The sequence below is a fragment of the Streptomyces celluloflavus genome (assembly GCA_000720995.1).
In the GTDB taxonomy this organism is placed as follows: Bacteria; Actinomycetota; Actinomycetes; order Streptomycetales; family Streptomycetaceae; genus Streptomyces; species Streptomyces celluloflavus.
This window is the reverse complement of record JOEL01000001.1, coordinates 210,957-237,262: the sequence shown is the minus strand read 5'-3', so window position 1 is coordinate 237,262 and position 26,306 is coordinate 210,957. Positions and strand designations below refer to the sequence as shown.

The window sequence follows — 26,306 nt, the reverse complement described above, 5'->3', positions numbered from 1 at the left end:
CCGCCCGACCGAACCCTCCCTCCGCGCCCGGGTGACCGGAGGCATTAGCATGCGACGCCATGAGTTCCCCCACTGGGCCCGCACCCGGCTCGCCCCATTTCGACGACGCATCCCCGAGCCCGGGAGCCGCTTCTGGCCTGCCTGTACGTATGCCGCGCGCGCGGCAGTCCGGCCGCCACCGCAGGCCGGAGCCGCTCGCCGCACCCGAGGGCGCACCCGCCCTGGTGCTGGCCGTGCCCGGCACCCCCACCCCCGCCGCCCGTGAGCTGGCGGAAGACGTCTCCAGCATCGCCCGTTCCGAACTGCCCGGCCTCGATGCCCGGATCGGCTATGTCGATGGCGGCAGCAACGAGTTCCCGTCGCTGGAGGCCGTGCTGGCGCACGCCGCCGCCGAGTACCGGGCGCGGGCGGGCCACGACGGGCAGCCCGCCCGGCCCGGTCCCGCCCCCGTGGTCGTACCGTTGCTGGCCGGACCGGACAGTGGTCTGCTGCGGCGGATACGCCAGGCGATGATGAACAGCGGCTCCGGCGCCGAACTGACCGATGTCCTGGGCCCGCACCCGCTGCTGGCCGAGGCCCTGCACGTGCGGCTGTCCGAGGCGGGCCTCGCGCGCGCCGACCGGGCGCGGCTGTTCACGGTCACGACGGCCGCGGACGGCATCATCCTCGCCACCGTGGGCGGCGAGGAGGCCGTACAGGCCGCCGGGATCACCGGCATGCTGCTCTCCGCGCGGCTGGCCGTGCCGGTACTGGCCGCCGCGCTGGACGAGGAGGGCGCCATCTCCCGTACGGCGGAGCAGCTGCGTACCTCCGGCTCGCAGCAGCTGGCGCTGGCTCCGTACCTGATCGGCCCGGAGATCGCCGACGGTCTGCTGGGGGCGGCCGCGGCGGAGGCGGGCTGCGCGTCGGCCGAGGCGCTGGGCGCGTACGGCGCCGTGGGCCGGCTGGTGCTGTCCAACTACGCGGCGGCGCTGGGCATCCCGCTGCCGCAGCAGTCGGGTCTCGCCGCACCGGTCCGTTAGCCGGCACCGCACACCATCGAAGGGCCGCCTCGCGCAGACCGCGCGGGGCGGCCCTTCGCGTTCTCCGGGCAAGTCCGGAGACCGGGCGCCCACCGGCCGGAAACCACCGGGTGGCCAACGCACCGGCCAGTCGGAATCCACCGGCAGCAGCGGCGCGGGCGTCCGGCCGACAGGGCCGTTGCGGGAGCCCGCTCCGGGATATTCCGTACCGGACCCGCGTACGGCCGCGAGCGGCCCGTTCAGGGCTTCTGGGTAGGGCTTGCACGTCGACCGACGCGTCCGCCCGCCCGGAGAGTTCCTCTTCCGCATCGCGCGCCGGCCGAGGTGGGCGGAGTGGTCTACGTTCGGGCGCGGGCCGTCTCACGGCCCGCGCCCCTCGCGCACCGAGGGGGCCGCCCACAGAAGGAGGATCCATGTCGAACACCGATGTCGTCCGCGCGTGCTTCACGAGCTATCTCGCCCAGGACCGGGCCGCCATGGAACGGCTGCTCGCCGAGGACTTCGTCTTCACGAGTCCGCAGGACGACCACATCGACAAGGCCACGTTCCTCGAACGCTGCTTCCCCACGGCCGGCCGCTTCCGGTCCCAGGTGGTCCTCGACGCCGTCCCCACCGATGGCGACGAGGTCTTCGTCCGGTACGAGTACGAGCTGAAGTCCGGTGCCCGGCATCGCAACGTCGAGGTGATGACGGTGCGGGACGGCCGGATCACCGAGACCCAGGTGTATTTCGGCGGGCTGTTCCCGCAGGAGTGAGCACGCCTCTCCACGGGAGTGAGCAAGCGTCAGGAGTGGACCGGGCCGGGAGAGAGGTGAACCGGCCCGGCGGTCAGGCGAACACCACGCAGGAGGCGGCCGGCGCCGGGACGGAGCCCGCGCGGGCGGGGATGCCGGTGTGCGGGTCGAGGGTGAACCAGGTGACGTCGCCGGAGCGTTCGTTGGCGGCGTAGAGGTACCGGCCGGTGGGGTGGAGTGCCAGGTCGCGGGGCCAGTGGCCGCCGCAGGGCACGGTCGTGACCAGGGTCGCGGTGTCGCCCGCCGGGTCCAGGGCCAGGACGGAGATGCTGTCGTGGCCCCTGTTGGCGGTCCAGATGAACCGGCCGTCCCCGGAGACGACCAGTTCGGAGGGGAAGGTTTCGGCCACCGAAACCGTGTCGGGGAGCAGCCGGGTCTCCCCCACCGGCGTGAGGGTGCCGCGGGCGGCGTCCCAGCGGCAGACCGTGACCGTCGGGTCGAGTTCGTTGACGACGTAGGCGCGGTCGCCGCGCGGGTGGAACGCGAGGTGGCGCGGCCCGCTGCCGGGCCGCAGCGGTACCTCGGCGTGTACGGTCAGCGTCCCGCCGGTGGCATCGAGGGCACAGACCCGGACCGAGTCCGTACCGAGGTCGACGCTCAGCAGCCACCGGCCGCCGGGATCCGGCAGCACGGCGTGTGCGTGCGGCGCCTCCTGACGGTCCGTCCGCGGGCCGCCGCCTCGGTGCGTGAGCACGGCGGCGAGGTCGCCGAGCGTCCCGTCGGCCCGTATCGGGAACGTGCTGACGCTGCCGGAGCTGTAGTTGGCGGTGACGAGGTGGCCGGCGGTGAGCGCGAGGTGCGTGGGGGCGGCGCCGCGTACGGAGACGGCCGGGGCGAGCAGCGCGGGCCCCTCAGGGGTGAGGGCGAAGGCGGCGGCGGCACCGTCCGCGGCCTCGCTGACCGCGTAGAGGTGGCGGCCGTCGGGGCTCGGGGCCAGGTAGGACGGGTTGGTGACGGCATCGGTGGAGTGCAGCGGGGTGAGCGCGCCGGTCTCCCGGTCGACGGCCGCGGTGGTGATGCCGAGACCGCCTGCCGTCGTGAAGGATCCGATGTATGCCCGTCGGCCGCTGTCCGTCGTCACCGCTGGTCCGCCCTTCGTCGCCCGTCGAGCGCCTGCCCGTCGGAATGCTCGGGTGACGCTAACAGTTGGGGCCGGGACCGCTTCGAGGGGTGGCTGATTCCTGCCGGTACGCGCTCCCCGGGCCGGCCTCAGGACGCCGCGAACGGGGCGCGCGGTGAGCTGCGGACGGGCTGGGCGAGGGCGGTGAGGGCGGATTCCAGGCCGTGGAGGTGGGCCAGGGCGCGTTCGGCGCCGGGATGGTGGTGCGGGGCCGCGTTCAAGGAGGCGGACGGGGCGGCACCGGGTTCCGCGCCGGGTGCGAACAGGGTTCCCACGACGGCCTCGACGCGCTGGCAGGCGGCCGTCAGCCGGGCGTCGTGCGAGGCGGCCGGGTCGGCGGCGACCTCGGCCAGTCCCCTGACCTGCGCGGCACAGTCGTCCAGGCAGGCCAGGACCTGGCGGGCGCGTGCCGTGCGGTGCCGCAGCGGGTTGAGCGGGTGCAGCAGGGGCGCCAGCGAGAGCCGGACCCGGGCCAGGAGGAGTTCGAGTTCGGCGACGTGCGAGGACGGGTCGGCACCCGCGTCACCGGCGAGCCGGCGGGCGGAGGTGGCGGTGCAGTCCCGTACGCAGTGCACGGCGCGCTGGATCCATCCGTCGGTCGCGGCGTGGGTGGTGACGGGCAGGACGACGGCGACGGCGAGCGCGGCGGCGAGCGCACCGACGGCGGTCTGTTCGAGGCGGAGCGCGAGGAGTCCGGGGTGCAGCGCGCCGAGCAGACCGTAGAGCAGACCGGCCATGACGGTGACGAAGAAGACCATCCAGGTGTACGAGACCGCGGCCGTGTAGAAGATCCCGAAGACACAGACTGCGACGAGGACGGCGGTCGGGGCCGGCGCGCTGTGCAGCGGTACGGCGGTGAGCAGTCCGGCGGCGATGCCGGCGACCGTGCCGAGGACCCGGCGGAAGCCGCGGACCAGGGTTTCGCCACGCGATGCGGTGTTCACGAAGATCCACCAGACGGTGCCCACGGCCCAGTACCAGCGGTCCGCCGACAGGGCGTGACCGACGCCGAGCGCGATGGCGCAGGCCACGGTCGCCTGCATCGCCTGCCGTGTGGTCGTACGGGCCAGACCGCGGCCGGCCTGCGGCGCGGGGACGGCGGGCGGCGGCATGCGCCGTTCGTAGCACCAGGCGCCGAATCGGACGGCCGAGGAGACGATCAGGGAGAGGGCGATGGCCGCGGACAGCTCGGGCAGCCGGGCCGGTACCGCGTGCAGGAACTGCGCCATGAAGAAGGTCATGAACGCGAAGACACCCAGGGCGTGGCCGCGCGCTCCCCAGCGGCGCGCGTACACCCCCGCGCACACGACGGCGAGGAACGCGGCATCGCGCGCCGGCGGGATGTCGTGCAGGACCGTCGCCAGCACGAGCACCGGCAGGCCCACGACCGGCAGCAACGCCGTCGTCACCGCCTGGCCGCGGACCGTGGCGTCGGCGACCGTGAAGAGTGCGAGCAGCGCGGCGAGGCCGCCGGCGATGGCCGCGACGAGCGAATGCCCGGCCAGACCCGAGACCATCACGGCCGACCCGATGCCGGCGACGCCCCGGCACGCGGCACGCAGCCGCAGCCGCCCCGGGTCCGGAGCCACGAACATCCTCTTCAGCACTACTTCCCGCTCCCTGCCTCCGGCACGAAAAAGGCGCCGCGGAATCCGCAGCGCCATCGACAGGACCATCACACCATCCTGACGCCCACTGGCTCAACAGATGCCGAGATTGCTGTGCCATTGGTACAGCTGCTGCCTGACCAGTGGGCCGGAGGGGCGGCCAACGGACCATAACCATGGACAAGCGTCACCGGCCCCCGCGACTCCGCACCGCGCGGCCACCCGCACGCACCGGCCTCACCCCGGCTCCGCACCTCAGCAGTTCCGGGGGCGCTCCGGGCAGTTGCGCACCGCCCCGTGCATGCGGACCGGCGAGGAGGACGCGGGCTACGGGTGCGGGTGCCGGAGTCGCACCCTTACCGGTCCGCGGAAGGCGGGAAGCGTCCACCGCAGGCGGGCGAACGACGACAAGCCGCGCATGGCACAGAACATTTACGACGCCCGGCACGACGGCGGAGGCGCCACGCCCGCACACTTCGCCCCGTACATCGCCGCGGAACTCGACCGTCGGTTGTCCGGGCCGAGGGCCCCCGAGCCATCTCGGCGAAGCGAAGCGGAGCGGATCCGCCTGGCCGAGAGGTGGCTCGGCGGCACCGGCCGTAATGGGCTCGCAACAGGTCCGCCCTCGCCACCCAGCTACCAAAGGGGAGCACGCATCATCACAACTGCTCCTGTTTCGCCCGAGAACCGGCGACAGTCGCATACGCGAGCCCCCCAGCATCAAGTCCCCTTCTCCAAGTGGTGGTCAGGAACGGGCCTCGGCCGTGGCTTTCAACTCCTTCAGCCACTCCTCAAGTCCTCCGCCGAGGTACTTGACGGAGGTGGGCACATCCGCTTCGACCTGGTCACCGACCCAGGTCTCCTCGGTCTGCACGAGGACACCGCCCGGGACCTTGGTGAAGTTCCAGACGTGGACACCCCTGTCTATGCGCAGCCCGTCGCCGATCGCGGGCCCGGTCCAGCGGATGCACTTGCCGTGCTTGAGCTGCCGGACGGTCGAGGTGATGGTCAGGGTGGTGGCGGGCGTCGTGTCGGTGGCGGGCGCCGGGGTGGTCCACCGGAACCCCGAGCCCTTCCGCAGCGGACCCGGGTCCAGGCGCTTCATGCTGGTGACGGGCGGCTGCCACGAGGGCCAATTCGCCACATCGGCCTGAAGATTCCAGATGGTGCGCAGCGGCGCGTGGATGACGGTCGAGGTCCGGTATCGGATCTTGGCAGCGGGATCGACGCCTTCCCCCCGGCAGGTCAGTGAAGCACCCGCGCGGCCGGCGTGGTCGGCCTTGCCGGCCTGACCGGGCGCGGCGGCCTGGCTGGGCACCGCGGCGGCGCCGAGAACGCCGGCGGCGGCCAGCGGGATCGCCAGCAGGGTGGCACACACACGGCGGGCGGTCCGTGAGGTGGCGGGGCGGGCTTGCTGGTTCGGCGCGTCGGACATGGTTCTCCTCGTTCAGCACATGGACGGGCGGCCATCGCATTACTGCCACTCGCGATGGTTAGAGGCTATAACAGCGAGAGTGGCGCTGCCTAGTCCCCTTTCCAGGGCCCGCGATCCCGGGGCCGCACCCCGCCCCGGTGCAACTGAGCCCGCCGGTCGACCACTTCGGCACCCAGCGGGCTCCATGCGCATCCGTTCAGTCGAGGACCGCGGTGGCCTCGATCTCTACCAGGTGGTCGGGGATGTCCAGCGCCGCTACGCCCAGCAGCGTGGCCGGCGGGACCGGGGTGACCCCCAGCTTCGCGGCCGCCCGGGAGATCCCCTCCAGGAGCAGAGGCATCTTGTCGGGCGTCCAGTCGACGACGTAGACGGTCAGTTTCGCCACGTCGTCGAAGGAACCACCGGCCGCGGCCAGGGCGATGCCGATGTTGAGGTAGCACTGCTCGACCTGCGCGGCGAGGTCGCCTTCGCCGATCACGGCCCCCTCGGCGTCCCAGGCGACCTGTCCGGCGATGAAGACCAGCTTCGACCCGGACGCGATCGACACCTGCCGGTAAACGTCGATCTCGGGCAATACGCCGGGGTTCACCAGGGTGATGGCCATGGCTGCCTACCTCCTCGTTGCGAGAGACCTCTGTGGTCTCTTGTGGCTACTCAGGAACCGTAGGAGAGTGGCCGCTGACGTGGAAGAACGCACTTTTCGGTGACGGAGGAACCTCATGGTGACCAAGCAGTTCGAGGGCTCGCCCAAGGACGAAGCAGACCTGACACGCGCCGACTCGTTGGCGCGGGAGATCTTCTCGGACATCGCCAACAAGTGGGCGCTCCTGATCATCGAAACCGTGGGTGAACGCACCCTGCGCTTCACCGAACTGCGCAACGAGATCGAGGGCATCAGCCACAAGATGCTCACCCAGAACCTGCGCATGCTGGAACGCAACGGCCTGGTCGATCGATGCGTGCACCCCACCGTGCCGCCGCGGGTCGAGTACACCCTCACGGAGCCGGGTCGAGCCCTGCGAGCAACAGTTGACGGCATGTGCGACTGGACCCATCGGTACCTCGGCCACATCGAGACCGCCCGCCACCAATTCGACACCTGACGGTCGGGGCACGCACATACCCCGCGATCCGCTGGGCCTCAGTCGGGGGGTGTTGGTCCGGCCGGCCAGGCCCGTGTTCTTGGTCGTGGTCAGAGTCGGGATTTGATTCCGTGGGGCTGGCCGCACCGCGGCAGCCCCGTGGCCCCCGCTCCCACCCCACCCCCTACCCACCCACCCCCGGCACCGCCCGCTCTCCCGGCCCCTCGTACGAGGCCAGAGGCCGGATCAGGGCGTTGTGGGCGAGTTGTTCGGTGATGTGGGCGGTCCAGCCGGTGATGCGGCTCATCACGAAGATCGGGGTGAAGGTGGGGGTGTCGAAGCCCATCAGGTGGTAGGCGAGGCCGGCGGGGTAGTCGAGGTTGGGGTGGATGTCCTTGCGGGTGAGCATGGCGTCGCGCAGGGCCGCGTGGAGTGCGGCCAGGCGGGTCGCCTCGGGGTCGGCGGTGCGGGCCGCCAGGCGGTCCAGGGCGGTCTGCATGAGGGGGACGCGGGAGTCGCCGTGTTGGTAGACGCGGTGGCCGAAGCCCATGATCTTGCGCTTGGCGGCCAGGGCCTCGTCGAGCCATTCCGCGGCGCGTTGCGGGTCGTCGATCTCCTCCAGCATGTGCATCACTGCCTCGTTGGCCCCGCCGTGCAGCGGGCCCTTGAGGGCGCCGATGGCGGCGGTGACCGCGCTGTAGAGGTCGGAGAGGGTGGAGGTGACGACCCGGGCGGTGAACGTCGAGGCGTTGAAGCTGTGTTCGGCGTACAGGATGAGCGAGATCTCGAAGCAGCGGACCACCTCGGGAGCGGGCACGCTGCCGAAGCACATCCGGAAGAAGTTCTGGGCGTAGCCGAGGCCGGGGTCCGGCGGGATCGGGTCCAGGCCCCGGCGGCGGCGCTGGTCGGCGGCGACCACGGTGGGCAGTTTCGCCAGCAGGGTCAGGGACTTGGCGCGGTGGGCGGCGAGGCTGCCGTCGTCCTCGGTGGGGTCCTCGGCGCCGAAGAAGCTGACCGCGGTGCGCAGCACGTCCATCGGGTGGCACGTCTCGGGCAGTCTGGCGAGCAGTTCGGAGGTGGTGCGGTCCAGGGGGCGGAGGGCGCTTTCGCGGGCCCGGAAATCGCGTAGCTGGGCAGCGTCCGGGAGTTCGCCGTACCACAGCAGGTGGGCGACTTCCTCGAAGGAGCGGTGGGCGGCCAGGTCCTGGACGGGGTAGCCGCGGTAGGTGAGGGAGTTGGTCTCCGGGATCACGGTGGAGATCGCGGTGGTGTCGACGACGACGCCGGCGAGGCCGCGGTGGATGTCGGGTGTGGCGGTGGTCATGGCGTGGCCTCCGGTGCGGGTCAGGTGCCGGGCGGGAGTGTGAAGTCGAAGACGGCGGAGTCGAAGGCGGCGTAATCCTCGTAGCCGAGTACCTCGTAGAGCCGGGACCGGGTCTGCATCCGGGGCAGGAGGGATTCCTGGGTGCCCTCGGCGGCGAGGGTGCGCAGACCGTCCTCGATCGCGCCCATCGCGAGGCGGAAGAGGGTGACGGGGTAGAGCGCGATGTTGTAGCCGAGGTTCTCCAGGGTGCGTGTGTCGAGGAGCCGGCTCTTGCCGAACTCGGTCATATTGGCCAGCAGCGGGACGTCGACGGCCGCGCGGAACGCCTCGAACTCGGCCTCGTCCGCGAGCGCTTCGGGAAAAATCGCCTCGGCGCCCGCGTCCACGTACGCCTTGGCCCGGTCGATCGCGGCGGCGAGTCCTTCCACGGTGCGGGCATCGGTGCGGGCCATGAGGAGGAAGTCGGGGTCGCGGCGGGCGTCGGCGGCGGCCCGCACGCGGCGGGCCATCTCCTCGCGGGGCACGACGCCCTTGCCGTCGAGGTGACCGCAGCGCTTGGGGTTGACCTGGTCCTCCAGGTGCAGGCCGGCGAGTCCGGCGTCCTCCATGAGCTGGACGGTGCGGGCGGCGTTCATGGGTTCACCGAAGCCGGTGTCGGCGTCGACGAGGGCGGGCAGGTCGGTGACCCGGGTGATCTGCTGCGCGCGGGCGGCGATCTCGGTGGAGGTGGTCAGGCCGATGTCGGGCAGTGCGAGGTCGGCGGCGAGCACGGCTCCGGAGAGATAGACGGCGTCGAACCCGGCCTCCTGGACGAGCCGTGCCGAGTACGGGTTGATGGCGCCCGGCATCCTCAGCAGACGGCCGGAGGCGAGGTGTTCGCGGAAGGCGCGGCGGCGGGCGGCGGGGGTGGTGCGGGTGTGCAGCATCAGAACAGGCCCTTCGGGAGCTGTGCGTCGTACGCGGCGACCGCGTCCGTGTCGACGGCGGGGAACAGCGCGTCGAGGCCGCCGGTGTCCAGTTCGGCGAGGCGCCCGGCGGCCGCCAGGAACCTCTCCTGGTCGGCGGCGGACACGATCCCCTCCGTCAGCGCCCGGAACTTGGCCGTGTATCCGGTCCGGTCAAAGGGGCGGGCCCCGGCGGGGTGCGCGTCGGCCACCGCGAGTGCGTCCTCGATGACGGTGCCGTCCGAGAGCGTGACCACCGCGCGTCCGCCGAACGCCCGGTGGGCCGGGTCGGGGTCGTGGTAGCGGCGGGTCCACTCGGGGTCCTCGACGGTGGAGATCTTCTGCCACAGGGCGACGGTCGAGGGCCGCCGGGCCCGCTCGGGGGCGTAGGAACGCTCATGGTGCCAGGCGCCGTCCTCCAGGGCGACGGCGAAGATGTACGGCACCGAGTGGTCGAGGGTCTCGCGGCTCGCCGTGGGGTCGTATTTCTGCGGGTCGCCGGAGCCGGAGCCGATGACGTGGTGGGTGTGGTGGCTGGTGTGCAGGACGATCTCGCGGACGTTCTCCAGGGGCCCGGTCCGCTCCCGTAGCCGCCGGGCGAGGTCGATGACGGCCTGTGCCTGGTACTCGGCGGAGTGCTCCTTGGTGTAGGTGTCGAGGATGCCCCGGCGCGCTTCGCCGGGCTCCGGCAGGGAGACCGTGTACGCGCTGTCGGGGCCGTCCAGCATCCAGGCGAGGAATCCGTCCTCGCCCTCGTAGATCGGCGAGGGGGAGCCTTCGCCGCGCATGGCCCGGTCGACCGCCTCGATGGCGGCCTTGCCGGCGAAGGCGGGGGCGTACGCCTTCCAGCTGGAGATCTCGCCCTTGCGGGACTGCCGGGTCGCGGTGGTGGTGTGCACAGCCTGCTGGACGGCCTGATAGGTGGTCGCGGTGTCCAGCCGCAACAGGGCGCCGATGCCGCAGGCGGTCGCCGCACTGAGGTGGGCGACGTGGTCGACGCGGTGCCGGTGCAGGCAGATGCCCTTGACCAGCGCGACGTGGATCTCGTACGCGGCGACGACGGCCCGCAGCAGATCCGCGCCGCCGCGTCCGGTGTGCTGGGCGACGGCGAGCAGCGGCGGGATGTTGTCGCCGGGGTGGGAGTAGTCGGCGGCCAGGAACGTGTCGTGGAAGTCCAGTTCGCGCACGGCCGTGCCGTTGGCCCAGGCCGCCCACTCCGGTGACACCCGGGTTTCCGCGGCGGTGCCGAAGAGTGCGGCGCCGGGGGTGGCCCGGTGGGTGAGCGCCTGGGCGCGGGCGACCGCGACGGGGCGGCGGCGCAGGGCGGCGAGGGCGACCGAGGCGTTGTCGATGACCCGGTTGACCGCCATCGCCGCGGCGTCGGGGTCGAGGCCGGGGGCGTCCTGGGTGCCGGTGGCCACGGCCGCCAGTTTCCAGGCGAGTTGCTCCTCGCGGGGCAGCCGGTCGGCACTGGGGCGGACGCGTACCTGGTGATCGATCACGGGACTCCTCGCGACGTGCGGTGGATGCGGTGTACCGGATTCAGTCTTCCCCGCGTGCCACCAGGGCGCGACAGCTCCACTGTGCGGAATCCTTCCGTCCAGGAGCTGCGAATCTGCGAATCCTGCGAAAGGTGCGGATGCTACTTTCGCAGTACGGAGCGCAGGAGAGGAGCCTGGTCACCGCGATGGGACGGCCCGCCGGACGGAAGATCTACGCCCACGCCAAACTGCGCCGACTCCGCCGTGAGCGGGGCATGAACCAGGTGGAGCTGGCCCGCGCCCTGGGGCTGTCCACCAGCTATCTCAACCAGCTGGAGCACAGTCAGCGTCCGCTCACCGCTCCGGTGCTACTGCGGATCGCCGAGGTGTTCGGCGTCGACCCGGAGTTCTTCTCCGAGGCCGACGAGGAGCGGCTCGCCACCGCGCTGCGGGCGGCCCTGGGTGACGAGGCGTGCGGCGCGCCGGTACCGCAGGAGGAGGCCGCCGATGTCGCGCGCGACCATCCCGAGGTCGCCCGCGCACTCGTCGCACTGCATCAGCGCTACCGGGACGCCGCCGAACGGGTCGTCGCGCTCGCCGCTCCGGAGGACACCGCGGCCCTGCTGCCCACCGAACCCCATGACGAGGTACGAGACTTCTTCTACGCCCACCACAACCACTTCGGCGATCTGGACGCCGCGGCCGAGCGGACCGCCGCGGCCCTGGGCCTCGGTCCGGCGGGGCGGGCGGCCGACGCGCTCGTGGAGCGGCTCGCCGTCCGGTATCGCGTCAAGGTGGTCCGGGCCGATCCCGAACGGTCGGCCGACGCCCGGCACTTCGATGCCGGCAGCGGGCTGCTCCTGCTGTCACCGTGGCTGAGCGAGGGGCAGCGCGCCTTCCAGCTCGCCACCCAGCTCGCCCTCCTGGAGCATGCCGCGCTGCTGGACGCCCTGGTGGCGGGCAGCGCACTCGGCTCGTCCCGGTCGGCGGGGCTGGCCCGGATCGGGCTGGCCAACTACTTCGCCGGCGCCCTGCTCATGCCGTACACCGCCTTCCACCGGGCCGCCGAGGAACTGCGGTACGACATCGAACTGCTCCAGGCCCGTTTCGGTGTCGGCTTCGAGACCGTGTGCCACCGGCTCTCCACCCTCCAGCGCACCGGCCACCGCGGTGTGCCGTTCTCCTTCCTGCGCGCCGACCGGGCCGGCAACATCTCCAAACGGCAGTCCGCCACCGACTTCCACTTCTCCCGGCTCGGCGGCACCTGTCCGCTCTGGACGGTGTACGAGGCGTTCTCGGCCCCCGGCCGCATCCTCACGCAGGTCGCCGAAATGCCCGACGGCAAGCGGTACTTCTGGGTGGCCCGCACCGTCACGCGGGGCGGTTTCGGGCACCGGGCGCCGCGCGCCGAGTTCGCCGTCGCGCTGGGCTGCGAACTCCGGCACGCCCAGCGCCTGGTGTACGCGGCCGGTATCGCCCTGGACGATCCGCGCTCCGCGACGCCGATCGGGCTGGGCTGCCGCATCTGCGAACGCCGGGACTGCGCCCAGCGGGCCCGCCCCCCGGCCGGCGGACGGCTGGCCGTCGATCCGGACCGGCGTACCCATGTGCCCTATCCGGTGATCGCGGACAGCTGAGCCCCTCGGGCGGCCGGGCACGGGACGCACACGCCGAACGCGGGCCGCCGGCCCGGGCGGGTCTCCTCCCACGGAGCCGGTCGGCGGTGTGCCGTCAGGGGCGGCAGGCCGGGGGTGGACTTACTAGGACGTCCAACTATATGGTCGGAGCGAAGGCCCGCGGTGCAGGGAAGCCGGTGTGATTCCGGCGCGGTCCCGCCACTGTGACCGGGAAATACGCTCTTCGAGCTGGACAGGCCACTGACGGACAGTTCCGTCGGGAAGGCCGGGGAGCGTGTGCTGATCCGGGAGTCAGGATACCGGCCGCGGGATGTTCCGTGTTGTCCACGAGGATGGAGCAGACACGCATGGCATCGGTGTGTATCCACGATTCCGGCGATCCGGCCCGGCGAGTACCAACAGCTCCCGCCTGAGGGCCGCAGAGCCCCGGGACTCCCCTGCTGAGCGGCCACGAGGCCGTACGCATCCGACCCGTTCGGCTCGCCTCCCTCCATGCCGTTCTCCCGCACCGCAGGTCCGCGTGCTCCGGCGCGCGCGTTCCGTGCCGTGTGGCCATCCCCGGACCTCACCTGACGAGAGCAGGCACCCATGGCCCGTGAACATGTCCGCGCAGCCGTACGTGAGTTGACCCATTTCATCGGCGGAAAGCACATCCCGGGGACGTCGGGGGCGTTCGGCGATGTCTACGACCCCAATACCGGCGAGGTACAGGCGCGCGTCCCGCTCGCCGACCGGGCGGAGACCGAGGCGGCGATCGCCGACGCCGCCGAGGCACAGCTGGTGTGGGGCGCGTGGAATCCCCAGCGCCGCGCACGCGTGCTGCTCCGCTTCCTCCAGCTCGTCGAGGCCGAGCGGGACTCCCTGGCGCGGCTGCTCTCCGCCGAGCACGGCAAGACGGTGGCCGACGCCCACGGTGACCTGCAACGCGGCCTGGAGGTCGTCGAGTTCGCCGCGGGCATTCCGCACCTGCTGAAGGGGGATTTCACCGACAACGCGGGGACGGGCATCGACGTGCACTCGCTGCGCAGCCCGATCGGTGTCGTCGCCGGCATCACCCCGTTCAACTTCCCGGCCATGATCCCGCTGTGGAAGGCCGCACCGGCGATCGCCTGCGGCAACTCCTTCCTTCTCAAGCCGTCCGAGCGCGACCCGTCCGTACCGCTCCGCCTCGCCGAGCTGTTCCTGGAGGCGGGGCTGCCGCCGGGCGTCCTGAACGTCGTGAACGGTGGCAAGGAGGCGGTCGACACCCTGCTCGAAGACCCGCGTGTCGGCGCGCTCGGCTTTGTCGGCTCCACGCCGATCGCCGCGCACATCTACGCCACCGCCGCCGCGCACGGCAAACGCGCCCAGTGCTTCGGCGGCGCCAAGAACCACATGATCGTGATGCCGGACGCCGACCTCGACCAGGCGGTGGACGCGCTGATCGGCGCGGGCTACGGCTCGGCCGGCGAGCGGTGCATGGCCATCTCCGTCGCCGTGCCGGTCGGCGAGCGCACCGCCGACGCCCTGGTGGCGCGCCTCAAGGAGAGGATCGGAGCGCTGCGCATCGGCCGCAGCGACGACCCCGAGGCGGACTTCGGGCCGCTGGTGAGCAAGGACGCCCTGGAACGGGTCCGTTCGTATGTGGATCTCGGGGTCGAGGAGGGTGCCGAACTCGTCGTCGACGGACGGGACTTCCGCCTCGCCGGGCACGAGAACGGATTCTTCGCCGGAGCGTCCCTCTTCGACCGGGTCACCCCGGCCATGCGGATCTACCAGGAGGAGATCTTCGGCCCGGTCGTGTCCGTCGTACGCGCGGCGGACTACGAGGAGGCGCTGCGGCTGCCCAGCGAGCATCCGTACGGCAATGGCGTGGCCATCTTCACCCGGGACGGCGACACCGCGCGCGACTTCACCCGCCGGGTGAACACGGGCATGGTCGGCGTGAACGTGCCGATCCCGGTGCCCGTCGCCTACCACACCTTCGGCGGCTGGAAGCGGTCCGGTTTCGGTGACCTCAACCAGCACGGCCCCGACGCCATCCGCTTCTACACCCGGACCAAGACCGTCACCTCGCGCTGGCCCTCGGGCACCAGGGAAGGCGCGAGCTTCACCCTCCCCACCATGGGCTGAGCGCGATGACCACCACGATGCTCACCGAGGACCAGCTCGCCCTCGTCGAGACCACCCTGGACTTCGCGCAGGACCACCTGGCGCCGCACGCCGTGACCTGGGACCAGGACAAGCACTTCCCCGTCGATGTGCTGCGCAAGGCCGCGGGGCTCGGGCTCGGCGGCGTGTACGTGCGCGAGGAATCGGGCGGCAGCGGGCTGACCCGCGCCGACGGCGTCCTCGTCTTCGAGACCCTGGCCTCCGGCTGCCCGTCGATCGCCGGCTATCTGTCCATCCACAACATGGTCGCCTGGATGATCGACCACTATGGCGACGACGCCCAGCGCGAGCGGTGGCTGCCGCGGCTGTGCGCCATGGAGGACCTCGGCAGCTACTGCCTCACCGAGCCCGGCACCGGCTCCGACGCCGCCGCGCTGCGCACCCGCGCGGTCCGGGAGGACGGCCACTACGTCCTCACCGGCGTGAAGCAGTTCATCTCCGGCGCGGGCGCCTCCCAGGTCTACATCGTCATGGCCCGCACCGGAGAGGAAGGCCCCCGCGGCATCTCGGCGTTCCTCGTCGACCGGGACGATCCGGGCCTCTCCTTCGGCCCGAACGAGAAGAAGATGGGCTGGAACGCGCAGCCCACGCGCCAGGTCGTCCTCGATGCGGTCCGCGTACCGGCCGACCGGCTGCTCGGCCGCGAGGGCGACGGGTTCCGCATCGCCATGAGCGGGCTGAACGGCGGCCGCCTCGGTATCGCGGCCTGCTCACTCGGCGGCGCCCGTACCGCCCTCAACCAGAGCCTGGCGTACCTCGCCGACCGCGAGGCGTTCGGCAAACCGCTCCTCGACGCGCAGGCCCTCCAGTTCCGGCTGGCCGATATGGCCACCGAACTCACCGCCGCCCGCGCCCTGGTGCAGCAGGCGGCCCAGGCCCTGGACCGCGGCGATCCGCAGGCACCGCAGCTGTGCGCCATGGCCAAACAGTTCGCGACCGACACCGGCTACACGGTCGCCGACCGCGCCCTGCAACTGCACGGCGGATACGGCTACCTGAGCGAGTACGGCATCGAGAAGATCGTCCGGGACCTGCGGGTCCACCAGATCCTGGAAGGAACGAACGAGATCATGCGCCTCATCGTGGCCCGCGGCCTCACGGAGGGACTCCGGTGAGCGCCACCGGTGCCACCGACGGTTCCGTCCTCCTCCGCACCGAGGGCCGCGCCGCCCACCTCGTCCTCAACCGCCCCAGGGCACTCAACGCGCTCACCCACGACATGGTGCGGCGCATCGACGAGGCGCTCACGGCCTGGGAGCACGACCCCGCCGTCGAGACCGTGGTGCTGACGGGGACCGGGGAGCGCGGCCTCTGCGCGGGCGGCGACATCCGCTCGATCCACGAGGACATCACCAGCGGGGACGGCGACGCCGCTGCCGCGTTCTGGGCGGACGAGTACCGGCTCAACGCGCGCATCGCCCACTACCCGAAGCCGTATGTCGCCGTGATGGACGGCATCGTCATGGGCGGCGGCGTCGGCGTCTCCGCCCACGGCGACGTACGGATCGTCACCGAACGCTCCCGCCTGGCCATGCCGGAGACCGGCATCGGGTTCGTCCCCGACGTCGGCGGCACCTATCTCCTGGGCCTCTCCCCCGGCGAACTCGGTACGCACCTGGCGCTGACCGGCGCCCAGATCGGCGCCGGTGACGCCCTGCTGTGCGGACTCGCCGACCACTTCGTCCCGTCGTCGGTGCTCCCCCGCCTCCTCGACGACCTCGCGGACGCACCGGTCCGGGAGGTGCTCGGCAGGTACGCCGAGGAGGCACCCGCGGGCGAGCTGGCGGGCCGGCGGCCCTGGATCGACGCCTGCTACGGCGTCGGCGGCGTCGAGGACATCGTCGGGCGTCTGCTGGCGCACGGCGACCCGGCGGCCAAGGAAGCGGCCGAATCCCTGCTGGCCAAATCCCCCACTGCCGTCAAGGTCGCGCTCACCGCGATCCGCCGGGCCCGCGGGCTCGGACCGCTGGAACGGGTCCTGGAGCAGGAGTTCCGTATCTCCTGCGCCGCCCTGTCCGCCCCGGACCTCGTCGAGGGCATCCGGGCCCAGGTGATCGACAAGGACCGCGCCCCGCGGTGGTCCCCGCGGACCCTCGCCGAGGTGAGCGGGGCGGACGTCGAACGCTATTTCGCGCCATCCGTCCACGGCGAACTCCGGCTCGCCGTCTCCGACTCCGCAGAGGAGATGCCCTGGTGAGCGACGCCATCCGCACCATCGGTTTCATCGGTCTGGGTCATATGGGCGGCCCGATGGCCGCGAACCTCGTCAAGGCCGGCCACCGCGTCCTGGGCCACGACATCGTGCCCGAACTGCTCGCCGCCGCCGTCGACGCCGGGGTGGAGGCGCCCGGCTCGGCCACCGCCACGGCCGCGGCCGCCGATGTGGTGATCACCATGCTGCCCGCCGGACGCCAGGTACTCGGCCTGTACGCCGACGAGGGACTGCTCGCCGCGGCCCGGCCGGGCACCTTGTTCGTCGACTGCTCGACCATCGACGTCGCCGACGCTCGCGCCGCCCACGCCGCCGCCGTCGCCGCCGGGATGCGGGCACTGGACGCACCCGTCTCCGGCGGGGTCGTCGGGGCCGAGGCGGCCACGCTCACCTTCATGGCCGGTGGCGGGGCGGCCGAGTTCGCCGAGGCCGAACCGCTGCTGGCCGCCATGGGCAAGAAGGCCGTGCACTGCGGCGGCGAGGGTGCCGGGCAGGCCGCCAAGATCTGCAACAACATGATCCTGGGGATCTCGATGATCGCGGTCAGCGAGGCGTTCGTGCTCGGCGAGAGCCTGGGCCTGTCTCACCAGGCCCTCTTCGACGTGGCCTCCACCGCGTCGGGTCAGTGCTGGGCCCTGACGTCCAACTGCCCGGTCCCCGGACCGGTCCCGGGCAGCCCCGCCAACCGCGACTACCGGCCCGGGTTCGCGGCGCCGCTGATGGCCAAGGATCTCGGCCTCGCCGCCCGCGCCGCCCGCGCCGGGGGTGTGCAGACCGAACTGGGCCTGCGAGCCGCCGAGTTGTACGCCGACTTCGCTGCGGACTCCGGCGCCACCGAGGACTTCTCGGGCATAATCCGCGCGATCAGGGACGCCTCACAGAAGGGCGGGGACCAGGCATGACCACGCCATCCGGGTACGAGACCATCCTCGTCGAACGCAAGGGCCGCACCGCCCTGCTCACCCTCAACCGGCCCAAGGCCCTCAACGCGCTCAACCTCCAGGTCATGAACGAGGTCGTGGCGGCCACCGAGGCGCTCGACCGCGATCCGGACGTCGGCTGCATCGTGCTGACCGGCTCGCCGAAGGCGTTCGCCGCCGGGGCCGACATCAAGGAGATGCGGCCGCAGGAGTACATGGACATGTACCTCAGCGACTGGTTCGCCGCCTGGGACCGGCTCGGCTCGCTGCGGACGCCGACCCTTGCCGCCGTCTCCGGATACGCGCTCGGCGGGGGCTGCGAGCTCGCGATGCTCTGCGACATCCTGCTCGCCGCCGACACCGCGGTCTTCGGCCAGCCGGAGATCAAACTCGGGGTGATCCCCGGCATCGGCGGCTCCCAGCGGCTGACCAGGGCCGTCGGCAAGGCCAAGGCCATGGAGCTGTGCCTGACCGGCCGCACCATGGACGCCACCGAGGCGGAGCGGGCCGGGCTGGTCTCGCGCGTCGTGCCCGCCGACGAACTGCTCGGCGAGGCACTCGCGGTCGCCGAGACCGTCGCGGGGATGTCCCTGCCGGTGGCGATGATGGCGAAGGAGGCGGTGGCGCGCGCCTTCGAGACCACCCTGGCGGAGGGCGTGCGCTTCGAACGCAGGCTCTTCCACGCGGTGTTCGCGACCGCCGACCAGAAGGAGGGCATGGGCGCCTTCGTCGACAAGCGCCCGCCCGGCTTCCGCCATCGCTGACGACGACGCCCGGCACGCACAGCCGGCCCGGGGCCCGTGACACCAGGTCACGGACCCCGGGCCGGGGCCGGACAGGCGGCGTGCCCGGCCTGCGGAGCGGTACCCCGCACCCCTGTCCGAGGTCGCCGACCGCATCGTGGCCCTGCGCGCCGAGGCGCGGGCCCGGCACGGCTGGATCATGGACACCTATCTGCTGCGGATCCGCCCGTAGCCCGGCGCGGCGCCCGCGGCGTCGGCCGGCCGCGGTGCCGGGTGCTCGGCGGGACGGGGGCGGCGGGTCAGCTCCAGGCCCGTCGTTCCCGGCCGCGGGGGTCGTCGACCTGGGTCCACTCGGTGTCGATGCGCATCGTGGCCCGGCGTTCGTTGTCGTACGGGTCCCAGCCGGGGTTGCCGGTCCTGGCGAACCGGACCCAGCTCGCGTGCATCCGGGCGGCGAGATCCGCGGGGGGCTCGTCGGGGCCGAGCAGGCCGTTGGGCCCGTGCAGCCGGGGAAGATGCGCGAGGTCGAAGACGAAGGGGAGCTCCACCGCGTGGGTGGCGCCGAGCGCCCCGTCCAGGGCGCGGGAGCGCCAGGCGAACTCGTAGCCGAACGTGGCGGATCCGGGGTGGGCGGCGTGGGCAGCCGCCAGGGCCCAGCTGCCCGCGCCGAACAGCGCGTCGCCCAGGATGGCGGACCGCAGTTCGCCGGCGGACGCGGCGGGGCGTGCTATCCGGTACGCCGCGACGAGCCGCGCCGGGTCCGGGTGCGAGCGCGCCGCCACCGCGTCGACATCCCCGTCGGTCGAGTCGGCGTACCGGCCCACGGGGACCAGGTAGAGGTTTCCCTCCTCGGTGTTGGTGCCGATGAGCAGGTCGACACCGGGGCCGAGGCCGGCGGCGACGGATGCGGCGGGCTGTGTGTCGAGGACCGGGGCGAAGGGGCTGAGCCCGGCCAGCGGGTCGCGGTGCGTCGCGGTCCTCAGGTCGATGCCCGCGAGCCGGGAGGCGGTCTCGACCAGGTGCTCGTCGGAGATGTCCGCGAAGGCGTCGGCATGCGGCGCGATGTCGAGGGATTCGGCCGCCGCCCTGGTGACGCGGTCGGCCTGTTCGGCCGTGAAGGCCCCCAGGCCGCTGCCGCTCTGGACGATCGCCCGGTGGACCAGGCCCGCGGCCTCGGGGGTGGCGAGGACGGCGCCGACGAGGGTCGCCCCGGCCGACTGGCCGAAGAGGGTGACCCGGTGCGGATCACCTCCGAAGGCGGCGATGTTCTCCCGTACCCAGCGCAGCGCGGCGACGACATCGAGCAGGCCGCGGTTGGCGGGCGCGCCGGGGAGGTCGAGGAACCCCGCGATGCCCAGCCGGTAGTTCAGGGTGACGAGGACGACGCCGTCGCGGGCGAAGCGGGAGCCGTCGTACAGCGCGGACCGCGTCGATCCGGCGACGAATCCGCCGCCGTGGACGAAGACCATGACGGGCAGGTCGCGGCCCATGGCCTCGGGCGTCCGGACGCTGACGGTGAGGTAGTCCGCCCCGCGGCTCCAGCCGGTGCCGAAGTAAGGGGTCATGTCCACGCTGCCGAGCATGCGCGCGGACTGCGGTGCGGTGGGTCCCGGCACGGTGGCGTCCCGTACGCCGTCCCAGGGCTCGGGCGGCCGCGGTGGCGCGAAGCGGCCGGCGCCGAGGGGCGGGGCGGCGTAGGGGATGTTGAGGAAGGCGGCGGTGCCGCCCTGGCGCAGGCCGCGGACCGCCCCCTGCGCCGTGGTCACGATGGGGTCGGGGTGGTGGTTCACAGTGGTGCCTTTCCGCGGGTCTCAGCCCTGCTCGGTGTACGGGGCGAAGGGGGCCCAGCCCTTGACGGCGAACGTGTCTCCGTCGCGCGCCACTTCCGCGGCGCCGTGGCCGCCCAGATGCGCGGGGATCAGGAGTGCGTTGTGGTCGGCCGCCCAGCCCAGTACCTTGCGGCGGGTGGCGCGAGCGCCCGCCGGGTCCTCGCAGAAGCAGCTGTTGGTGTCCGGTTCGAGGATCTGCACCGGGCTGTGCAGCATGTCGCCGACGAACACCGCGCGATCCGGCCCGGATTCGAGGGTCAGCACGCAGGAGCCGGGGGTGTGCCCGGGAGCGGCGTCCAGGCGCAGGCCGGCGTCGATCCGGTGGCTGTTCTCCCACAACAGCGTCTGACCGGCCGCGTGCACCGGGGCCACGCTGTCCTCGAAGACGTTCTGGTTGCCGCGGCCGAGCAGCGGTGTGTGGCCGTTCGCGGGATTCCAGAAGTCGAAGTCGTCCTTCGGCAGGAGATAGGTGGCACGAGGAAAGGTGGGAACCCAGTTCCGCCCGTCCAGATACGTGTTCCAGCCCACGTGATCGACGTGCAGATGCGTGTTGATGACGATGTCCACGTCCTCCGGTGCCACACCCGCCCGCGCGAGGCCGGCCAGGAAATCCGTATCGAGATGGCTCCAGACCGGCGAGTACGGGCGCTCCTTGTGATTGCCGACGCCGGTGTCGACGAGGATGGTCTTGCCTTCGCTGCGCAGCAGCCAGGTCTGTATCGCGGAATTCACGATACGGGTCCCGGCATCCAGGAAGTGCGGGGCCAGCCAGGGTTCGTTGTCGTCCCACACCTCTTTCGGGCTGTCGGGGAAGAACGTATCGGGCGTCATCTCCACGGGTCCGAAATACTCCCGTATCCGGGTGATGGTGATATCGCCGAGCACAATCGTGTCCATAGCCTGTCCTGGGGGATTCAGGGGAATTCGGGGAATCTCCTGGAACCGTACGGGCGGCCCGGATCCGCGCGGTATCCGTCAGATGACCGCACCTGCGCGCGGGCACCCCGGACATCCGCCCGCCGCCTACAGTCGAGGGAGGACATGGCACGGCGGCTCCGCTCGAAGAGCCACGATTTCTGGAGACTCCGTGGACGAGCACGCAGCGGACCCCGGTGCGATCACGCGACCGGGTCCGGACACCCCGGAGCCGATCGTCGGCCGGGACGCGGAGCTGGCACGCCTCTTCCGTGCGGTGGACGCGGTATCGGCCGACCCGGTCGTGGTGCTCGTCGGTGACGTGGGCACGGGCAAGAGCGCGCTGCTGGACTCCGCGGTGCGCCGGGCCGGCGCGCGCGGCGCGCGCGTCCTGCGCGCCGACGGGAGCGAGTCGGAGTCGAACCTCGCGTTCTCCGCGCTCCATCAGTTGCTGCGGCCGGTGCGGGCCGAGGTGGACGGGCTCCCGGAGAGGCAGCGCGCGGCGCTGCACGACGCCTTCGGCACGGGGCCGGCCGCGGTGGCACCCGACCTCATGGTCATCGGGGTCGCCGTCCTGAGCCTGCTGTCGGCCCTGGGTGATGAGGGCCCCGTGCTCGTGGTGCTGGACGACGCGCACTGGTTCGACCGGGCCTCGCTGGACGCACTCGCCTTCGTCGCCAGACGGCTCGAGGGGGAACCCGTCACGATGCTGATCGGGGCCCGCGCCGGCGAGCACCTCCCGGGATTCGGCCGGCAGCTGCCGACGCTCACCCTCGGACCGCTCGACGACGCGGCGTCCCGCGGGCTGCTGGACCGCCGGCCGGCCGTCCCCACCGGCCGGACCAGGGCCCGGATCCTCGACCAGGCCGGCGGCAATCCGCTGGCGCTGACCGAACTGGCGAGGGCGGCCGCCGCACCCGGCGCGGCCGCGGAGGTGCCGTCCGCGGGGCCGCTCCCGCTCACCGAGCACCTGGAGCGGATCTTCGCCGCCCGTCTCGACACCCTCCCCACCGCCACCCGGCGGGCCCTGCTGCTCCTGGCCGCCATGGACACCGTCGACTCGGCGATCACCGCCCCGGCCGGGCTGCCGCACGCCGAGGACGGCGCATGGCCGCCCGCCGAGCGGGCCGGTCTGGTCCGGCGGACCGGTCGGGACGTCCGGTTCCGCCATCCGCTGGTCCGGTCCGCCCTGTATCACGCCGCGCCCTTCGAGGCGCGGCGCGAGGCCCATCTCCGGCTCGCCGAGACGCTGCGGGACGCCCCGGACCGGCGTGCCTGGCACCTCGCCGCCGCCGCCCCGCGCCCGGACGCGGCCGTCTCGGCGGAGCTGGTGCGGACCGCCGACCGGGCCCGCCGGCGCGGCGGCCACGCGGCGGCCGGCAAGGCGCTGCAACACGCCGCGGAACTTTCACCACGGCGCGCGGACAGCGCCCGGCTGCTGGTCGAAGCGGCCGGCGCGGCCGTGTTCACCGGGGACCTCGCCTGGGTCGAGGAACTGGCCGCGGCGGTACGCGCGCGGACCGACGACGCGTCGCTGCTGGCCTCCGCCACCGTGCACGTCGGACGGCTGGCGGTGCTGACCGTGCGCCACACCGTGGTCTTCTCCCGTCTGATCCACGCCGCCGAGCGGTCGGCGGTCTCCCGGCCCGGCACCGCGCTGGACCTCCTGGCCGGCGCCGCCGTGGTCCGCTTCTACTCCGGCGAGGACGCCCACCGCCACCGCGTCCAGGACGTCCTGCGACGCCTGCCCCGGCACGCGTCCCACACCTGGCTGCGCACCTGGGTGCGGGCCGTGTCGGATCCCCGCACCGACCGGGCCGAACTCGTCTCGCTGCTCCCGCGGCTGGCCGCCGAGGCGGAACACCGGCCCGACCGGCTCACCGCGTTCGCGGTCATGGCGTGGCTCCTGGACGAGACCCCGCAGGCCGTCCGCGCCTACGACGCGGCCTTCGACCGCGAGCTGCCGGGACCGCTGCCGGAGGGTCTGGAGGGCGCGGCCGCCTGGGCGTATGTGGAGCACGGACGATGGGAGCAGGCCCGTACGGCGTGCGCCCGCACCACCGCGGTCGGTTCGGCGGCCGGCCTCGACCATGCCGTGGCGTGCGCCGCCGCGGCGGATGCCACCGTACTGGCCTTCCAGGGTGACGCGGCGGCGGCCCGTGCCCGAGCCGAGGACGCGCTCGCCCTGATCGATCCCCTGGAGAGCCGCTCCGTATCCGTCTACGCCCGTCGTGCGCTCGGCGCCGCGGCGGCCGCGGAAGGCGCGTACGAGAGGGCCTACGACCAACTCCGCATGGTTTTCACGGCAGATGGCGCGCCCGTGCACTATCACGCCTCCTATCCGGCCCTCGCGGAGCTGGCCGCCGCGGCGGTACGCGCCGGCCGGCGCGCGGAGGCCGCCGCGCTCGTCGAGCGCTCCGCACGCGCCTTGGCGGAGAACGCCTCGCCCCGTCTGCGCGCGCTGCTCGGCCGGGCCCGTGGCCTGCTGGCGGACCCCGAGGAGGCCGAACCGCACTTCCGGGCGGCGCTGGCGGACCCGTCGCTGGCGCACTGGCCGTTCGAACACGCCCAGACCCTGCTGGACCTCGCCGAGTGGCTGCGGCGCCGCCGGCGTATCGCGGAGGCGCGAGCGCCGCTCACCGACGCCCTGGAGATCTTCCTGCGCCTGGGCGCGCACCCGTGGATCGAGCGCGCCCGAGCCGAAGCGCGCGCCGCCGGTCTCGACGTCGCGGACTCGCCCCCGGACGCGCTCACCGCGCTCTCCCCGCAACAGCGGCAGATCATCGGGCTCGCCGCCCGCGGGCTGACCAACCGCGAGATCGGCGAGCGGCTCTTCCTCTCCCCGCGCACAGTCGGCTCGCACCTCTACCGCAGCTTCCCCAAACTGGGCATCACCGCCCGCTCCCAGCTGCGCGACCTCATCGAGGGCCCCCTCGCGGCCCGCCACCAGGACTGAGGACACGTCCGGCAAGGGCGGCGGTCATCCGGCGCGTACCACGCGGCTGCCGAGTGACCGCGGGCCGGGGCGCTTCTCGTCGTTACCTGTCGTTGCAGGTCAGGAGCGTTTCTCAGGTTTGTGGGCGAGCCTCGGACAGCTCACCTCGTGAAAGTCCGGGGCGAGGACAAGACAAACCTGAGCGCAGCTGCCGAGCGGCCGGCCTTCGACTCGCTTCCTTCGGGACGGAGAGGCCGCGGGTTCACATCCCGCCACCACGGCAGAGCAAGCCCAGGTCAAGGGCCTGATCCTCAGCGAGGATCGGGCCCTTCCCGCGTCTCGCTGACCGTTTGAGAGAAATCCGGGTGAAGACCGCGCGCCGCGGCGCCCCGCACGGCTCCGGCCCAGGACAAGGCCCGCTGGGTCGTCGAACGCACCTTGACCCGGCTGCACCAGTTCACGCGTCTGTGCCTCCGCTACGAGATACGCACCGATCTCCACCAGGGACTCCTCGAACTCACCCGCACCATCCATCACTTGAGGCAGCCATTCACCACGTCCTGAAACGACCGGCGACCTGCCCCTCACCATGCACAGCCGCCAACGCTTGGCAAGCACTCCGGCAACTATGGCTCAATACATCGCCCGATGATCTATCACACGTTTTCCGCAGCCAGGGACATCAAGGAGTAGGAATGAAAGGGCAAGTTCCCTAGTCGAGGAGTCATCAATGGCCAAGATTCCCGCAGCGCCCAAGAGCGAGTCCCACTCGGCCCGTCTGCCGAAGCGGATCGGATTCTCCGTGGAGACGGTGAAGACGGCCCAGGTCAAGAGCGTGCCGAACCTTGAGGTCGACCAGAAGGACGTGTAAGGACAGGGGGCAAGTCACTGTCCTGAACCGCCCGGTGGCTCCTGGAGCCACCGGGCACTCCCCTTAAACGTGTGAGGAATGGCGTGTTCGATCTCGAATCCCTGCTTGACCCAATGCCTCTCGATCAATTCCTTCGCGAGAACTGGACAAACCGGGGCGTCGTCCTACGCGGGCAGGACCGGGACCGTTTCCGTCCGCTCTTCTCATGGGATCAGCTCAACCACCTTCTCAATTTCCACCGTCTCCGGTTCGGCGAAGAGATACGCCTGGCGGCAATAGGCAGAAAGATCTCCGGCGAGCCCGAGACTCCCGAAGAGTGGATCAAGCACTGCCAGGACGGCTACACCCTCATCATCAACCAGTTGCAGGCGCGGCTGCCCGCCATCGCCGAACTGGCAACGGGGATCGAGCGTGCGACCGGCCACCGGAGCCAGGTCAACATGTACTGCTCCTGGCCCGAACAGCAGGGGTTCGACCAGCACCACGACGACCATGAGGTCTTCATCCTGCAGATCGAGGGGACGAAGCGCTGGGTCGTCTCCGAGGAGACGTACAAATACCCGCTCGACAAATACAACAACGTCTCCGCCGACACAGGCGAACCCAAGGGACCCCCGTACATCGAGACCGAACTCCATCCGGGGGACGTGCTCTACATTCCACGGGGCCACTGGCATTACGCGGTGGCCGGCGACGAACCCTCTTTGCACCTGACGCTGGGAGTGACGTGCCGCACCGGCGTCTACTGGCTGAAGTGGCTCGCGGACGAGCTGATGGACGAGGAGGAGTGGCGGCGCAATCTCCCGCCCGTCGTCGGAGGTGATACGGCCCAGCTCGCCGACCACATCCGCGGACTGATGGGCAGGCTCGCCGCACGGGCCGACGACGAGCAGTTGGTGAAGGCGTACCTCGCCCATCATCTGACAACTCAGGACAGCCGTCACCGGGAGGTCAGCCTCCCGAGCCAGTCCGGGTTCCATCCCCTCTCCACGAACGGCGGCTCACGTCTGCGGCAAGCGCAATTCAACCCTGTCAAGGTTGATTACGATGCCGAGGCCGAACAGCACCATATCCAGTTCGGCGCGCGGAAGATCACGCTCGACGGCGCTCCCGCGGAGCTCATCGACAATCTCTTCCGCCGCACGTCGTTCACCCTCGCGGAAGCCACTGACTGGGCCCCCGAATTCGACCTGGCCGAAGACATCGCCCCACTGCTCCGGCTGCTGGTCGAGGAGGGAATCCTGCTGGAGGAGAATCCTCCGCCGGCGTGAGCACCACCGGGAA

The 26,306-nt window shown here is 72.0% G+C and carries 21 protein-coding genes, 1 pseudogene and 1 riboswitch; of the genes and pseudogenes, 13 read left to right on the top strand and 9 right to left on the bottom strand.

The annotated features are described in order from the left end of the window. The first annotated feature begins 149 nt into the window (after positions 1 to 149). Both IH09_RS00845 and IH09_RS00840 read left to right on the top strand, forming a co-directional pair. Positions 150 to 1,022 carry a sirohydrochlorin chelatase gene (locus IH09_RS00845; protein ID WP_052853251.1) on the top strand — a complete coding sequence of 291 codons (873 nt, stop codon included), beginning with the start codon at positions 150 to 152 and terminating at the stop codon, positions 1,020 to 1,022. Positions 1,023 to 1,435: 413 nt separating this feature from the next. Then, the gene (locus tag IH09_RS00840; protein WP_052853250.1) at positions 1,436 to 1,777 is read left to right on the top strand and encodes a nuclear transport factor 2 family protein; all 342 of its coding nucleotides are present in this window, start codon (positions 1,436 to 1,438) and stop codon (positions 1,775 to 1,777) included. A 73-nt stretch (positions 1,778 to 1,850) separates the two neighbouring features. Here the strand turns inward: IH09_RS00840 and IH09_RS00835 are convergent, their stop codons facing one another. From IH09_RS00835 to IH09_RS00820, 4 genes are all read right to left on the bottom strand, one after another. Then, positions 1,851 to 2,897: a beta-propeller fold lactonase family protein gene (locus IH09_RS00835; protein ID WP_052853249.1), complete on the bottom strand. Its 1,047-nt coding sequence runs from the start codon at positions 2,895 to 2,897 to the stop codon at positions 1,851 to 1,853. A 128-nt stretch (positions 2,898 to 3,025) separates the two neighbouring features. Continuing rightward, positions 3,026 to 4,531 (bottom strand): FUSC family protein, encoded by a 1,506-nt coding sequence (locus IH09_RS00830; protein WP_172450900.1) that lies wholly within the window; start codon positions 4,529 to 4,531, stop codon positions 3,026 to 3,028. Positions 4,532 to 5,288: 757 nt separating this feature from the next. Continuing rightward, the gene (locus IH09_RS00825) at positions 5,289 to 5,978 is read right to left on the bottom strand and encodes an SRPBCC family protein (protein WP_052853247.1); all 690 of its coding nucleotides are present in this window, start codon (positions 5,976 to 5,978) and stop codon (positions 5,289 to 5,291) included. Between the two features lie 196 nt (positions 5,979 to 6,174). Next, positions 6,175 to 6,582: a RidA family protein gene (locus tag IH09_RS00820; RefSeq protein ID WP_052853246.1), complete on the bottom strand. Its 408-nt coding sequence runs from the start codon at positions 6,580 to 6,582 to the stop codon at positions 6,175 to 6,177. A gap of 115 nt (positions 6,583 to 6,697) precedes the next feature. Between IH09_RS00820 and IH09_RS00815 the strand changes: the two genes are divergently transcribed. Next, positions 6,698 to 7,081 carry a winged helix-turn-helix transcriptional regulator gene (locus tag IH09_RS00815; protein ID WP_052853245.1) on the top strand — a complete coding sequence of 128 codons (384 nt, stop codon included), beginning with the start codon at positions 6,698 to 6,700 and terminating at the stop codon, positions 7,079 to 7,081. A 163-nt stretch (positions 7,082 to 7,244) separates the two neighbouring features. On the opposite strand, the gene IH09_RS00810 is transcribed toward IH09_RS00815, so the two are convergent. Genes IH09_RS00810 through IH09_RS00800 form a run of 3 tightly spaced genes read right to left on the bottom strand, consistent with a single transcriptional unit; the run spans position 7,245 to position 10,830 of the window. After that, on the bottom strand, positions 7,245 to 8,384 hold the full coding sequence (locus tag IH09_RS00810) for a bifunctional 2-methylcitrate synthase/citrate synthase (protein WP_052853244.1): 1,140 nt from the start codon (positions 8,382 to 8,384) through the stop codon (positions 7,245 to 7,247). Between the two features lie 20 nt (positions 8,385 to 8,404). Beyond that, on the bottom strand, positions 8,405 to 9,310 hold the full coding sequence (gene prpB, locus IH09_RS00805) for a methylisocitrate lyase (protein WP_052853243.1): 906 nt from the start codon (positions 9,308 to 9,310) through the stop codon (positions 8,405 to 8,407). Then, the gene (locus IH09_RS00800; RefSeq protein WP_052853242.1) at positions 9,310 to 10,830 is read right to left on the bottom strand and encodes an MmgE/PrpD family protein; all 1,521 of its coding nucleotides are present in this window, start codon (positions 10,828 to 10,830) and stop codon (positions 9,310 to 9,312) included. Before IH09_RS00800 ends, prpB begins: the two co-directional genes overlap by 1 nt. A gap of 185 nt (positions 10,831 to 11,015) precedes the next feature. On the opposite strand from IH09_RS00800, the gene IH09_RS00795 reads away from it, so the two are divergent. The 7 genes and pseudogenes from IH09_RS00795 to IH09_RS39550 form a co-directional block, all read left to right on the top strand. After that, the gene (locus tag IH09_RS00795) at positions 11,016 to 12,446 is read left to right on the top strand and encodes a short-chain fatty acyl-CoA regulator family protein (RefSeq protein ID WP_052853241.1); all 1,431 of its coding nucleotides are present in this window, start codon (positions 11,016 to 11,018) and stop codon (positions 12,444 to 12,446) included. 143 nt (positions 12,447 to 12,589) lie between these two features. After that, positions 12,590 to 12,768, top strand: a riboswitch (cobalamin riboswitch). Between the two features lie 266 nt (positions 12,769 to 13,034). Further along, entirely contained in the window at positions 13,035 to 14,558 is a 1,524-nt protein-coding gene (locus IH09_RS00790; protein ID WP_052853240.1) for a CoA-acylating methylmalonate-semialdehyde dehydrogenase, read from the top strand. Positions 14,559 to 14,563: 5 nt separating this feature from the next. Next, positions 14,564 to 15,712, top strand: coding sequence for an acyl-CoA dehydrogenase family protein (locus IH09_RS00785; protein ID WP_052853239.1), 1,149 nt, complete (start codon positions 14,564 to 14,566; stop codon positions 15,710 to 15,712). Beyond that, complete coding sequence (locus IH09_RS00780; RefSeq protein ID WP_052853238.1) at positions 15,709 to 16,794, top strand: 3-hydroxyisobutyryl-CoA hydrolase; 1,086 nt, start codon at positions 15,709 to 15,711, stop codon at positions 16,792 to 16,794. The genes IH09_RS00785 and IH09_RS00780 overlap by 4 nt, the downstream gene beginning before the upstream one ends. After that, a complete protein-coding gene (gene mmsB, locus IH09_RS00775) occupies positions 16,791 to 17,711 on the top strand; it encodes a 3-hydroxyisobutyrate dehydrogenase (protein ID WP_318279359.1) in 921 nt (306 codons plus the stop codon). Before IH09_RS00780 ends, mmsB begins: the two co-directional genes overlap by 4 nt. Further along, positions 17,708 to 18,493, top strand: a complete 786-nt coding sequence (locus tag IH09_RS00770; RefSeq protein WP_052853237.1) for an enoyl-CoA hydratase — start codon at positions 17,708 to 17,710, stop codon at positions 18,491 to 18,493. Before mmsB ends, IH09_RS00770 begins: the two co-directional genes overlap by 4 nt. Before the next feature lie 109 nt (positions 18,494 to 18,602). Beyond that, a pseudogene (locus tag IH09_RS39550) lies at positions 18,603 to 18,704 on the top strand (precorrin-6A synthase (deacetylating)); the annotation flags it as partial. A gap of 67 nt (positions 18,705 to 18,771) precedes the next feature. On the opposite strand, the gene IH09_RS00765 reads toward IH09_RS39550, so the two are convergent. Together IH09_RS00765 and IH09_RS00760 are read right to left on the bottom strand one after the other, a co-directional pair. Then, positions 18,772 to 20,262: a carboxylesterase family protein gene (locus IH09_RS00765; RefSeq protein WP_052853236.1), complete on the bottom strand. Its 1,491-nt coding sequence runs from the start codon at positions 20,260 to 20,262 to the stop codon at positions 18,772 to 18,774. A gap of 21 nt (positions 20,263 to 20,283) precedes the next feature. Beyond that, positions 20,284 to 21,198, bottom strand: a complete 915-nt coding sequence (locus IH09_RS00760) for an MBL fold metallo-hydrolase (RefSeq protein WP_052853235.1) — start codon at positions 21,196 to 21,198, stop codon at positions 20,284 to 20,286. Positions 21,199 to 21,388: 190 nt separating this feature from the next. Between IH09_RS00760 and IH09_RS00755 the strand changes: the two genes are divergently transcribed. The 3 genes from IH09_RS00755 to IH09_RS00745 all read left to right on the top strand — a co-directional run bounded on the left by IH09_RS00755 (position 21,389) and on the right by IH09_RS00745 (position 26,293). Continuing rightward, positions 21,389 to 24,172: an AAA family ATPase gene (locus IH09_RS00755; protein ID WP_052853234.1), complete on the top strand. Its 2,784-nt coding sequence runs from the start codon at positions 21,389 to 21,391 to the stop codon at positions 24,170 to 24,172. A gap of 709 nt (positions 24,173 to 24,881) precedes the next feature. Further along, the gene (locus IH09_RS38725) at positions 24,882 to 25,022 is read left to right on the top strand and encodes a hypothetical protein (RefSeq protein ID WP_165484674.1); all 141 of its coding nucleotides are present in this window, start codon (positions 24,882 to 24,884) and stop codon (positions 25,020 to 25,022) included. An 83-nt stretch (positions 25,023 to 25,105) separates the two neighbouring features. Further along, a complete protein-coding gene (locus IH09_RS00745) occupies positions 25,106 to 26,293 on the top strand; it encodes a cupin domain-containing protein (protein ID WP_143682152.1) in 1,188 nt (395 codons plus the stop codon). The last annotated feature ends 13 nt before the right edge of the window (positions 26,294 to 26,306 follow it).